This is a genomic window from Dolichospermum lemmermannii CS-548 (assembly GCF_028330815.1).
GTDB classification, from domain to species: domain Bacteria; phylum Cyanobacteriota; class Cyanobacteriia; order Cyanobacteriales; family Nostocaceae; genus Dolichospermum; species Dolichospermum lemmermannii.
In genome coordinates this window covers 1-12,312 of record NZ_JAQMTJ010000295.1, presented here as the reverse complement: position 1 = coordinate 12,312, position 12,312 = coordinate 1, and the positions used below count along the sequence as shown (strand labels likewise).

Annotated in this window: 11 protein-coding genes, 1 tRNA gene and 2 pseudogenes; 8 read left to right on the top strand and 6 right to left on the bottom strand. The window is 37.8% G+C overall.

Annotated elements, in window-relative coordinates; genetic code table 11:
• Window positions 1-55: 55 nt before the first annotated feature.
• On the bottom strand, window positions 56-1,567 hold the full coding sequence (locus tag PN450_RS20925; RefSeq protein ID WP_148766056.1) for an AAA family ATPase: 1,512 nt from the start codon (window positions 1,565-1,567) through the stop codon (window positions 56-58).
• 245 nt (window positions 1,568-1,812) lie between these two features.
• On the opposite strand from PN450_RS20925, the gene glcD reads away from it, so the two are divergent.
• The 4 genes from glcD (at window position 1,813) to pgsA (ending at window position 5,946) form a co-directional block, all read left to right on the top strand.
• Window positions 1,813-3,282 (top strand): glycolate oxidase subunit GlcD, encoded by a 1,470-nt coding sequence (gene glcD / locus PN450_RS20920; RefSeq protein WP_271837439.1) that lies wholly within the window; start codon window positions 1,813-1,815, stop codon window positions 3,280-3,282.
• 172 nt (window positions 3,283-3,454) lie between these two features.
• Entirely contained in the window at window positions 3,455-4,735 is a 1,281-nt protein-coding gene (locus tag PN450_RS20915; RefSeq protein ID WP_271837438.1) for a glycoside hydrolase family 10-like protein, read from the top strand.
• Window positions 4,696-5,283: a hypothetical protein gene (locus PN450_RS20910; protein WP_148766062.1), complete on the top strand. Its 588-nt coding sequence runs from the start codon at window positions 4,696-4,698 to the stop codon at window positions 5,281-5,283. Before PN450_RS20915 ends, PN450_RS20910 begins: the two co-directional genes overlap by 40 nt.
• A 150-nt stretch (window positions 5,284-5,433) precedes the next feature.
• Entirely contained in the window at window positions 5,434-5,946 is a 513-nt protein-coding gene (gene pgsA, locus PN450_RS20905; RefSeq protein ID WP_168694740.1) for a CDP-diacylglycerol--glycerol-3-phosphate 3-phosphatidyltransferase, read from the top strand.
• A 151-nt stretch (window positions 5,947-6,097) separates the two neighbouring features.
• On the opposite strand, the gene psb34 is transcribed toward pgsA, so the two are convergent.
• Together psb34 and PN450_RS20895 are read right to left on the bottom strand one after the other, a co-directional pair.
• Window positions 6,098-6,268: a photosystem II assembly protein Psb34 gene (gene psb34 / locus PN450_RS20900; RefSeq protein ID WP_168632213.1), complete on the bottom strand. Its 171-nt coding sequence runs from the start codon at window positions 6,266-6,268 to the stop codon at window positions 6,098-6,100.
• Window positions 6,269-6,550: 282 nt separating this feature from the next.
• Window positions 6,551-6,623, bottom strand: a tRNA-Val gene (locus tag PN450_RS20895).
• Between the two features lie 162 nt (window positions 6,624-6,785).
• On the opposite strand from PN450_RS20895, the gene PN450_RS20890 reads away from it, so the two are divergent.
• From PN450_RS20890 to PN450_RS20875, 4 genes and pseudogenes are all read left to right on the top strand, one after another.
• Window positions 6,786-7,370 (top strand): metal-binding protein, encoded by a 585-nt coding sequence (locus PN450_RS20890; protein WP_271837437.1) that lies wholly within the window; start codon window positions 6,786-6,788, stop codon window positions 7,368-7,370.
• Between the two features lie 4 nt (window positions 7,371-7,374).
• The gene (gene mazG / locus PN450_RS20885; RefSeq protein ID WP_213800102.1) at window positions 7,375-8,175 is read left to right on the top strand and encodes a nucleoside triphosphate pyrophosphohydrolase; all 801 of its coding nucleotides are present in this window, start codon (window positions 7,375-7,377) and stop codon (window positions 8,173-8,175) included.
• A 29-nt stretch (window positions 8,176-8,204) separates the two neighbouring features.
• Window positions 8,205-8,564 (top strand): annotated as a pseudogene (locus tag PN450_RS20880) (ISNCY family transposase); the annotation flags it as partial.
• Window positions 8,565-8,881: 317 nt separating this feature from the next.
• Window positions 8,882-10,351 carry a phytoene desaturase family protein gene (locus PN450_RS20875; RefSeq protein ID WP_271837436.1) on the top strand — a complete coding sequence of 490 codons (1,470 nt, stop codon included), beginning with the start codon at window positions 8,882-8,884 and terminating at the stop codon, window positions 10,349-10,351.
• Window positions 10,352-10,607: 256 nt separating this feature from the next.
• Here PN450_RS20875 and PN450_RS20870 read toward each other — a convergent pair whose 3' ends face one another.
• The 3 genes and pseudogenes from PN450_RS20870 to PN450_RS20860 form a co-directional block, all read right to left on the bottom strand.
• Entirely contained in the window at window positions 10,608-10,940 is a 333-nt protein-coding gene (locus tag PN450_RS20870) for a DUF5615 family PIN-like protein (RefSeq protein ID WP_271837435.1), read from the bottom strand.
• The gene (locus PN450_RS20865) at window positions 10,937-11,161 is read right to left on the bottom strand and encodes a DUF433 domain-containing protein (RefSeq protein ID WP_271837434.1); all 225 of its coding nucleotides are present in this window, start codon (window positions 11,159-11,161) and stop codon (window positions 10,937-10,939) included. Before PN450_RS20865 ends, PN450_RS20870 begins: the two co-directional genes overlap by 4 nt.
• A 338-nt stretch (window positions 11,162-11,499) precedes the next feature.
• Window positions 11,500-12,156 (bottom strand): annotated as a pseudogene (locus PN450_RS20860) (patatin-like phospholipase family protein); the annotation flags it as partial.
• Window positions 12,157-12,312 lie beyond the last annotated feature (156 nt).

The following is a 12,312-nucleotide window of genomic DNA, read 5'->3' as shown; positions in this document are numbered from 1 at the left end:
TTCCTCCTGACTCCTGACTCCTGACTCCTGACTCCTGACTCCTGACTCCTGACTCCTATAATTGACGTTGAATGCGATCGCTTAAAGGACTGTATTTTGAGGCTAGACGCGCCCTACCGGATGCTGCCCATTCTTGGAGTTTTTGAATCTGTTCGAGGGCAGTTCGTGCCAAGGGGATAATTTGACTAGCAGCCTCTAAAATATCATCAGTGGTGAAATCACGGTTTTGACTAAAGCCAATGTGCATGGCTTCAATTAACGTTTGTTCAATTTCTGCACCGGAAAAATCGGGAGTTTCGTAGGCTAATCTTTCGATTTCATAGCTGTTCAAATTATGGGGACGCAATCGGGATAAATGCACATTGAAAATGGCTTTTCTTTCTTCTTGGCTGGGTAAACCGACAAAGAAAATTTCATCAAATCGCCCTTTTCTTAACATTTCTGGTGGTAACGCCTGAATATCATTAGCAGTAGCCACAACAAATACAGGAGAAGTTTTTTCCGCTAACCAATTGATAAAAGTCCCAAATACCCGGCTGGTAGTTCCTGCATCACCTTTGCTACCCAAACCCGAAAAAGCTTTATCAATTTCATCAATCCAAAGTATACAGGGAGCGAGCGCTTCTGCGACTTGAATCATTTGCCGGGTGCGGGATTCTGACTCACCCACCAAACCACCAAATAACCGCCCTACGTCTAATCGTAACAGAGGTAAATGCCAATGGTGAGCGATCGCTTTGGCCGTTAAAGATTTACCAGTTCCTTGAATTCCCACCAACATTAACCCACGGGGATAAGGTAAACCATATTGTCGGGCTTTTTCGCTAAACGAACCCCCACGCCGAATTAACCAATCTTTCAAATTATCCAAACCACCAATATCAGTAATTTCCTCAGTGGCGGGGTAAAAATCAAGAATTTGGGTTTGGCGGATAGTTTGCCGCTTTTCTGCCAAAACTAAATCTACATCTTCCGGTTCTAATTGTCCATGAGTGGCGATTCCTCGCGCCAATACCCGGCGGATTCTTTCCATAGACAACCCTTGACAAGAACGCACCAAATCATCCAAAAACTTGCCAACAGGCGGATTCCCGGTGGCTTGTAACAACCGTTCCACCTCCATTTTGATTTCCGAGGCGTTAGGTAGGGGAAACTCAACCACCGTCAGCACTTCCGTCAAATCGTCAGGAATAGCGACGCGAGGGGATAATAGGACAATATTTTTCGGTTGTGATTTCAGCAGTTTGGCTAAATTACGAAGTTTACGAGCGATCGCCACATCATCCAAAAATCTATGATAATCTCGTAAAATCAACACCGCAGGTGCAGCAGCAGTCAACTTTTCCACAAACTCCAAAGCCTGTAACGGGTTACGTTTACCAAACCCCACATCATTAGGACTTCCTTGATAACCGTCCACAAAATCCCAAGTATACACCGGACGATTACCTTGATTTATCGCCTCTTCCCGAATCGCCGCTTCTACCCGTTCTTCCTCATAAGTGGGAATATAAATCAACGGATAACGAGCGCGAAGTAACAATTTAAACTCATTACGAAAATTCATAAAAAACAAGTATGGCTAAAGCTGCGTTATCAAAATCAATAAGGTTTAGTATAATACCATATCCGATTGTACATCACCTGTTAATAATCAATGCAGACTTATTTTGGAGATATCTATTGGTAACATAAATTATGTTTCGCGCAAAGACACAAAGGGGCAAAGGCGCAAAGTTTGAGATTTTGAGTTTTTCAACACCAGTAGCATTAAAGTAAAAATAAACATCTACAGTTAATCGTCAAAAATCCATGCTTACCAAAAATAAAAAAGAAATCAACTGGAAACCTATTATCAAAAAATTTGTCGCTGTAGTTGGTGAAAAAGGCGTAGTTCAACGCAAAGAAGAACTTCTCACCTATGAATGTGACGGTTTAACCAGCTATAAACAACGTCCCCCAGTTGCAGTATTACCCCGAAGCACAGAACAAGTATCAGAAATTGTTAAAATTTGCAATCAATATTCTGTTCCCTTTATTGCCAGAGGTTCAGGAACGGGTTTATCTGGTGGGGCTTTACCAACAGAAAATTCCGTTTTGATTGTCACTTCTTTAATGCGACAAATCCTCAGTATTGATTTAGAAAATCAACGGGCTGTAGTGCAACCAGGAGTAATTAATAGTTGGGTGACTCAAGCTGTTAGTGGTGCTGGTTTTTATTTTGCACCTGACCCTTCTAGTCAAATTATTTGTTCCATTGGTGGCAATATTGCCGAAAATTCTGGGGGAGTCCATTGTTTAAAATATGGTGTGACAACAAATCATGTTTTGGGCTTAAAACTTGTGCTTCCTGACGGTGAAATAGTTGATGTTGGTGGACAAATTTCTGAAATGCCGGGTTATGATTTAACAGGTGTATTTGTGGGTTCAGAAGGAACATTAGGAATTGCCACAGAAATCACCCTGAAAATTCTCAAGAGTGCGGAATCTATTTGTGTCTTACTAGCAGATTTTACCAGCGTAGATGCTGCGGCTGCCACTGTTTCTGATATTATTAGCGCGGGGATTATTCCCGGTGGCATGGAAATGATGGATAATATTAGTATCAATGCCGTAGAAGATGTTGTTGCTACTAATTGTTATCCTCGTGATGCTACGGCTATTTTATTAGTAGAAATTGATGGTTTAGAAGTAGAAGTTTCTGCCAATAAACAGCGAGTTATAGAAATTTGCAAAAAGAATGGGGCGCGAGATGTTACTAGTGCTAGTGACCCAGAAACTAGATTAAAATTATGGAAAGGCAGAAAAGCAGCTTTTGCGGCTGCGGGACATATTAGCCCTGATTATTATGTACAAGATGGGGTAATTCCTCGGACTCAATTACCTTATGTTCTCCAGGAAATTGAAAGATTAAGTCATAAATATGGTTATCCCATTGCTAATGTTTTTCATGCTGGAGATGGTAATTTACATCCATTAATTTTATTTGATAATTCTGTACATGGAGAATTGGAAAAAGTCGAAGAATTGGGAGGAGAAATTCTCAGGCTATGTGTAAGAGTAGGTGGAAGTATTTCCGGTGAACATGGTATTGGTGCTGATAAGAAATGCTATATGCCAGATATGTTTAGTGAAGCTGATTTAGAAACAATGCAATGGGTAAGACAGGTATTTAATCCCCAAGGTTTGGCAAATCCTGGCAAGATTTTTCCCACACCTCGCACTTGTGGAGAAGCAGCTAAAGCATCTATTCAACAATTCTCAGGTGTAGAAAGATTCTAAGAAAGGAGTCAGGAGTCAGAATGAAGAATAAATATTTTTCTGTTCCCTGTTTCCTGTTCCCTCTTCTCTGTTCCTTGTTTTATCAAAAAATATTCATATCTTTATCTAATCCCCACAATAAAATTGGATTTTGTAGTTATATAGATATTAGCAATCTAGACTTATTTAACTAATGAATTCTGTATTACGGCGGTTTTTTGTGTATTTTTTGTGTTTGGGATTTGTCATTAGTTTAACAATATTTCCCATTTCTGCAAATCCTAGTTATACTCAAAATTCAAATTCTCTACCTGTAACTACAGAAATTCGTGGTGTTTGGCTGACTAATGTTGCTAGTGGTGTATTTTATATTCCTTGGGGTATTGAAAGGGCTATAAATCAATTAGCCGCACTTAATTTTAATACCATTTATCCAGTAGTTTGGAATCGAGGTTACACCTTTTATAAAAGTCCTTTAGCAAAAAAAAATACAGGTTCAGATAGTCAACCTTTGCTGAATTTTATTCATGGTAAGAATGATTTTTTAGCCAAGTTAGTAAAATTAGCCAGAAGTAAAAATTTGACAATAATGCCTTGGTTTGAATATGGGTTAATGACTCCTCCTGATTCTGCTTTAGCTAAACTACATCCAGACTGGTTAACTATTGGACAAAAGGGTGTAGAATCTATATCTGAAAATTTAATAGAAGATATGATCAATGGAGTTTATAAGCAAGCTTGGTTAAATCCTTTACATCCAGAAGTCCAGAATTTTATCCGCGGTTTAATTTTAGAAGTTATCAAAAATTATAATGTAGATGGCATTCAAATTGATGATCATTTTGGAATGCCTGTACAGTTTGGTTATGATGCTTTTACTATACAACTTTATCAAAAAGAACATCAAGGAAAAACACCACCTATTAATCCTTTTGACCCCAAATGGATGCGTTGGAGGGCTAATAAAATTACTGCATTTATGGACAGTATTTTTAAGTCTGTAAAGGCAATTAAACCCTATGCCAAAATATCTCTTTCTCCGAATTCACAATATTTTGCTTATAAATACTATTTACAAGATTGGGAAAATTGGGTGAAAAAAGATCTGATAGATGAGTTGATTTTACAAGTATATCGCAGTGAAAAAAACTCTTTTATTCAAGAAATGTCTAAACCAGCAATAAAATCAGCCATGAAAAAAATTCCCGTGGCTATTGGGATATCAACAGGAAATTTATTAAAGCCTGTAGATATTGATCAAGTTAAGGAACAGGTGAAAATAGTCCGTAATCAAAAGTTTGCTGGGTTCTCTTTCTTCTATTGGGAAAGTTTATGGGGTTACATTATTCCCGAATCACCTTATCAGCGTCGTCAGGCTTTTTTGAAGATGTTTGATACTCAAGCCCTTAGACCATTAAAATTAAAGAAATTATCATGCAATTATCACCTGTTAAAACTAAATATCGAATTCTAAATTTTACATTAAAATGGATTTTTGCTACTTCATTGGGTTTTTTATTTAGTTTATTAATGATTGAGATTAATGAAAAACCAGATATGAGTCTCATGGAAGCTGCTATCGGGAGTTTAACAATTGCTATCCCCCAAAGTTATCTGCTCAGAAAAATAATTTCTCCTGTAAAGTGGGTATTATCTACCCTTTTTCCCTGGGTAATTATTGCCGCAATGGGGATTGGTGTTTTGGGTTGGACTGTGACTAATTCTCCGTTTCTACCCACGCGACTTTTTGCGGGAATTATTATTGGTGGTATTGGTGGTTTATTAATTGGTATATCACAATGGTGGTTAGCTATTCCTCCATCATTTTCTTCAGCATGGAAATGGATATTTGTGAATATGATGATTTGGATGATAGCTATCCCCATTGGTTCAACTGTAGGTTTATTTTTGCACAGAAGTACCAATTTATTTTTAGGGGAAGTTGCGGGATTAGCTATTACCTGGTTATTGGTGGCAATATTCACAGGAATCTCTGCTGTGAAAATAATCAAAGATTTGTAATAGAGGAGTCAGGAGTCAGGAGTCAGGAGGGAAGAAAGAAGAAAGAATGGACTTGGAAAATTACTTATTCCCTTTCCCAATATAAATTTTGTTCCTCATTCAATTGCATACGGTTATATAATTAGCTTTGGTTTGTAATTTTAAATTGTCATGACTCTACCTAATTGGATTACTTTTTCTCGACTGCTAGGAATACCTTTTTTACTTTACGGTTTATACAATCCCACAAATCAAGCAAAGTGGATATGTTTGACAATATTTTTAATTGCAGCGTTAACTGATTGGTTAGATGGATATTTGGCCAGAAAACTTAACCAAATTAGCGAGTTAGGTAAGTTTCTTGATCCTTTAGTAGATAAATTATTGGTACTTGCACCATTGTTAGTATTGGTAGAATTGGGAAAAATTCCAGCTTGGGCAGTGTTTATAATTTTAGCACGGGAATTAGCGATCGCAGGTTGGCGAGTTAATCAAACTACTATTACTGGTGCAAATATTTGGGGTAAACTGAAAACGGTTAGTCAAATCATCGCCATATCTCTACTAATTTCCCCCTTATCTCCAACTTGGCAAACTCCGGTTTTAATTGCCTTTTGGATATCTGTAATCTTAACAATTGTTTCCGGAATAATTTATCTCATTCCTCAAAAAATTAGCGAGTAAAAATAAATTTATGAAGATGAAACTCGAATTTTAAAAACCAGATTACACAAGATTTTTTAACTCAGCAATAAAAAACCCTGGCGAAACTGACCAGGGTTAATTAGGAGAAAATTTGAATGACGATTAGATACAAATACCGAAGCGGGAAATTTTAGCTAACCCCCAAGGTAATTAGAACTATAGAAGTTAAAAATAATATTGCTACTACACCTTGAAAGGCATAGGTGCTTTGTTGCGCTTTTGTAGGAAATTCTGCGTAGTAAAGTTTGGGTTCTTTGGCGTAGTTGTTAAGAATGCCTTTTTCATTAGTTGTGGTATACATAATGTTTTTTCTTGGGTTTGTTACTTTATGTAAATTAATATAACAAGATTGTTACAAAGTGTCAATAGAACTTGACAAAAAAATAATTGATGTTAAAGACAAGCCTTGCTTATCTGAAATTAGAGAAGCAGCCAGCCATGAAAAAACCCACCTGCGCGGGTTTCCAGTGGGAAGTTAGCGAAGGTGGGTTAAGATTAATCTAATTAAAAATTTAGCCAAAAAATGTTCTATCAGTTTACAACTAGTTGTAAACTGCTATGCAAAGAGAATTTCGATTTTAAATGGGCAGTACCAGACTCGAACTGATGACATCCTGCTTGTAAGGCAGGCGCTCTACCAACTGAGCTAACCGCCCGTTTCTTTCACTCAATCAATATAGCATAGCCTTGCCAAATTTTGCAAGTCTTTTGATAAACTTTTTTTTAGAGCTGGGAAAGCTTGATTTAAACGGTATTGAGCTATACTGACTCAGGACTAAAATTTTTAATTTTTAATTTTGAACTTTTAATTTTCTAAGATGCCCTCTGGTCAAACGCATGATCGCATTACTATTTGGTCTATGCCTGTAGTGGCGAGTATAACGCTGGTTTCCACTCACAGCAGTAATATGACTTTGTTAGTGGCGGGTGGGTTTATGTTTGGGGGGCTGATGTTTGGTCCCGATTTGGATATTTACTCCCGTCAATTTCAGCGTTGGGGTTTTCTGCGATGGATTTGGCTACCTTATCAAAAAAGTCTGCGCCATCGCTCTTTTTTATCTCACGGTCCGATTATTGGTACAACATTAAGAGTGGTGTATCTGACGACTTTTTTGGCCTTGGTAGCCATTGTGGTGGTGATGATTTTCACCAAGTTGGGAAATGTGGCTTGGAATTGGGGAGAACTGTGGGGAACTGTGGGGAAGACCATCTATATATATTATGGAGAATTTTTTGCCCTCTTTGTCGGCTGTGAACTCGGTGCAATGAGTCATTCTTGTAGTGATTGGACTGTTTCCGGTTATAAACGATTTCAAAAACAGGGTATTCAAGGTTTACTTCCCCGTGGCAAAATTAAGAAACGTAAAGTTAGCCCCAGTCGTCGCAGTGTCAAAAAGCGGTAAAAATATGGAAGTTAATCAGACTTTAGCGGCATTACAAGAATTAATAGATGTAGTTGCGAAATTGCGATCACCTCAAGGTTGTCCTTGGGATTTGGCACAAACCCCGTCAAGCCTGACTCCTTACGTGATTGAGGAGGCTTATGAGGTGGTAGATGCAATTCAAACTGGGGATAAAAAGGCTATTTCTGAAGAATTAGGTGATTTATTATTACAAGTAGTATTACAGGCGCAAATTGCCAGTGAAGCGGGTGATTTTTCTCTGCAAGAAATTGCTGAGGGTATTGCTCAAAAGTTAATACGTCGTCATCCTCATGTATTTGCTGATGTGACTGTGGCAAGTATGGAAGAGGTACACAAAAATTGGGAAACAATTAAAGCAGCAGAAAAAGGAGAAACTGTAGAAGAGCAAAAACTCAGTGATAAATTGAATCGTTATCGTCGCAGTCTTCCGCCCTTAAATGCGGCGATGAAGATCTCTGAAAAAGCTGCTAAAGTTGGTTTTGAGTGGAATAATGTGGATGAAGTTTGGGGAAAATTTCATGAAGAGTTAGGGGAATTTCAACAGGCTTTAGCTGAAGAAACCAAAGAAAGACAAGAATCAGAATTAGGTGATTTACTATTTGCCATTATTCAAATTGCCAGATGGCATAAACTTGATCCTAGTGCGGGTTTACAAGGGACAAGTCAGCGATTTATTCAACGATTGCAAAAAATGGAAGATGTAATTGAACGTCCGTTGACAGATTATAGTTTAGAAGAATTAGATGCCCTGTGGCAACAGGCTAAAGCCCAACTTGGTCATTAGACATCAGGTGAATTTAAATATTCTTTATGACTTTTCAAGAGGTCTATGAATGGTTAAATAAAAATGGAGTTTTGAAAAAGTTTGTCTACTTAGATGAAGAAATTTTAATCGCTTTAGATGGGACAGAATATTTCTCATCTAAGAAAATTAGTTGCCCTCATTGTAATTTTCGTAATCATCGAAATGGAACTACAACTTATTTTCATGGCTGTGTCACACCCATTGTAGTTTCTCCTAATCAAAAACAAGTAATTAATTTAGAACCAGAATTTATTAAAAAACAAGATGGACATCAAAAACAAGATTGTGAAAATGCGGCTGTTAAAAGATGGTTAAATAAGAATCATCAAAATAAGTATGGTTATGCTGCAACCCTTTTAGGAGATGACTAAAATGCTAAAATAAAGCCAGATATAACAAAAGTAAAATTGTAATTTTTTATGAAAACACATTCAAATGGATAAAATTTTTATTCTTGCTGACATGAATCATCAATAGGTAAGTAGGTTCGTGTGATAAAATCCAAATATATTGGGTTTTGTAAAATTGCTAAAACTCAACAAGAATAACGGATTGAATCAACCTTACATACCGTTACATGATTTGAATTTTTCCAGCCAACCTGCTGCTAACCAAAGTTGACGAGAATTGAGAATAAATCCATTATCTATGATTTTTGAAAAAGCCCAGTCATCAAGCATTCTTTATGAGTAACACAGAAGTAGTCGTAATTGGTAGCGGTATTGGCGGATTGAGTTGCGCTGCACTCTTAGCACGCTATGGAATTGATGTCACAGTAGTAGAAAGCCACTCCATTGCCGGTGGTGCGGCTCATGCTTTTGAACGCAATGGCTACAAGTTTGAGTCTGGACCCTCTTTATATTCTGGTTTATCCTATAGCCCTTCACCTAATCCCTTACGTCAAGTTTTAGATGCCATTGGCGAAGATTTACCCTGCGTCAATTACAATACCTGGGGTTGTTATTTACCAGAAGGCTACTTTGATGCTCAAGTTGGTGCTGACCAGTTCTGTGAAATATTACAACAACTGCGGGGAGATAACGCTGTAGCAGAATGGCGCAAACTCCAGGAAATTATGACACCTTTGGGTAAGAGTGCCACTGCTCTCCCACCCTCTGCCTTGCGCTACGATTTAGGTGCGGTGTTAACTATGGGTAAATTTGCCCCAGCTTTACTGCAACAGGCCGCTAACGTGATCAAATTAACAGGGTCTTTTTCTAACATTATTGATGGTGTAATCACAGACCCTTTTATTCGCAACTGGTTAGATTTACTTTGTTTTTTGTTATCTGGATTACCCGCAAATGGGACAATAGCCGCAGAAGTGGCGTTTATGTTTGCAGATTGGTATCGTCCTGGTGTGCAGTTAGATTATCCGATTGGGGGAAGTGGTGCATTAGTTGATGCACTGGTACGGGGGTTGAATAAACATGGTGGTAAGTTAATTTTGAATGCTCATGTGGAGCAAGTTTTAGTAGAAAATAACCGTGCTGTGGGTGTGCGACTGCGGAGTGGTCAAGAAATCCGAGCTAGTAAAGCTGTTGTTTCTAATGCTTCTGTGTGGGATACTCTCAAACTCATTCCTGAAGGGGCTTTACCTAAACGGTATGTAGAAAAGCAACAAGCAACACCTGAATGTGATAGTTTTATGCACCTGCATTTAGGTATTGATGCAGCAGGATTGCCTGAGAATCTAGGTATTCACTACATTGTAGTTAACGATTGGGACAAAGGCGTAACTGCACCGCAAAATGTGGTAGTTGTATCTATTCCTTCAGTTCTTGATTCGTCTTTAGCACCAGTGGGTAAGCACGTCATTCACGTTTATACTCCCGGTAATGAACCTTATGCTATTTGGCAAGGAAAGGAACGCAATAGCGAAGAATATGCGTTATTAAAACAAGAACGTGCAGAGGTGATGTGGCAAGCTTTAGAAAGAATTATTCCTGATATTCGTTCCCGTTGCGAAGTTAGTTTGGTAGGTACTCCCCTTACTCATGGGCGATTTTTGCGTCGTCATCATGGTAGTTATGGACCTGCTATAGCGGCAGGGAAGGGTTTATTTCCTGGTGGTAATACACCTTTATCGGGGTTGTTGTGTTGTGGAGATTCGACTTTTCCGGGGATTGGGTTGCCGGCTGTGGCTGCTAAGTAAGTTGGCGTTAAACAATCAACATATGTAACGAAATGTAAATTCGACAAATACCTTATAGATAGGTTATTTAAGGGTTTTTACGAAAAAAATGTATATTGATTTTATCGTGCCGACTTACTTAGTGGGATGATTGTTGCTAATGCGATTGCGCCTGTGCAGCAACATTTACAATATATTTCAGAGACATTTGGTTAAAATATCTTTACGCATGATTTGTATATCAGAAAATATAAATCTCCAATATCTGGGAGTGTAATTAAGTTAATACCAAAATACTTTCCATGTCACTACTATCAAATTGGGTAATTGTGGCCAAATTATCTCTCAAAATCTGCACAATCTTTGATGTGGGACTATTACCAATACGTAGATAAATAAATTTTGGTGGATGACCATAAAGTAAACTACGTTGATGAAAGTCAGAATCTTTGGAAATAATCATAAAACTATTCATTTTTGCGAATTCCCAAATAATAGCATCATCAGTATTTATAAGTCCTAAAGTTTTAACGTGTTGAGAATCAGGATACAAATCAAGAATTTTATCAACAATCCGATCTGATAAATTTTCGTTTAATAGCAGTTTCATAAAGATGCAACAAATAACTTTTTCTCTCGGTCAGCAGCAAAAGCAAGACAAGCCTTAATATCTTCAGATGTCAGTTCTGAAAAATCTTCCAGAATTTCAGCTTCTGTCATTCCACCTGCTAAATATTCTAGAATATCATACACAGTAATACGCATTCCGCGAATGCAAGGTTTTCCACTGCGTTTTTCAGGTTCAATCGTAATAATGTCTTGATAACTCATGATCTCTCCTGTTGTTTAATCTTTGGTCTATATAATTTTAGGGTAAATCATGGCAAATTAGTCTTAAGATAGCGATCGCTTATTCAGAGAGAAAGGGCGATCGCTCAAACAGGAAGGCGCATAGGTAGGACTTAAACATTTTTGATGAAAAAATAAGCCTCAAACCCTTACAGAACATGGGAAATACACCAAATACCTAAAAACATCTGAAAACTAAACATATCAAGAAACAAATCAAAACGATGTCAAACCATGTCCATATATACGCTTGAGGCTATTTTATCGGTGTTTTTTGTCTAAGTCCCATTAGTTATTTAGGACTTGCCTTTTCAAGGTAACTAACGGAAGTTAGATAAACGTGCCAAAGTTCTATCTTGAGCAGCAATATAAAGTTCTTCTTTTTTACTTTTGGATATAGCAAAGTCTGTAACATTCACTCCTAAAGTTGGAAGCGGTATAATGTGGCAGTTCTGCGATTGTTCTGCCTGTAGTTGCTCTAAACCAGTTCTAGCATTGATTGTAGCTTCAGCAATAAGTTTAGCCAGCCCTAAAAATCCATGAGCTTCTGGTGAAAAATAGGGATTTTCAAGCCTCAAGCCAATAATTGGTAGCGGTTGTGTCTCGTATTTATCTTGCAACGCCCAAACTGGGAAGTTACTCACCAAGCCCCCATCGACTAAAATTGACTTTCCTCTTCGCACTGGGACAAAGAAACCAGGCAACGACATTGAAGCGCGAACCGCTTCAGAAACTGGTTCGTAGGGCGTTCTATCGTTACTGAACAAAACCACTTCTTTTCTGACTATATCTGTGGCGACAACGGCTAAGGGGATTGGTAAATCTCTAAAGAGAGGCGAGCCTTTGCTTGTACCTAACAACCGCTGAGACAGTTTCTCTTCTAGCCACTTTTGAAAATGATCACCTTTGTAAAAACCTTGCTTTTTTTGAGCAACCAACCATCTCCAAGCTGGAATTCTGCAAACAGGGTCAAGGAATTCTTGAAAATCTTTATCACCTGAGTTCGATGTAAATAAAAAGTCTAAAAGTACGTAACAGTAACAGTTCTGTCAATAAGTATTGGTTATTGAGAATTAAAGCCCACACCAAAAATTTCTCAAAAAATTAATTTTTTGAAATGTATTTACTATTAG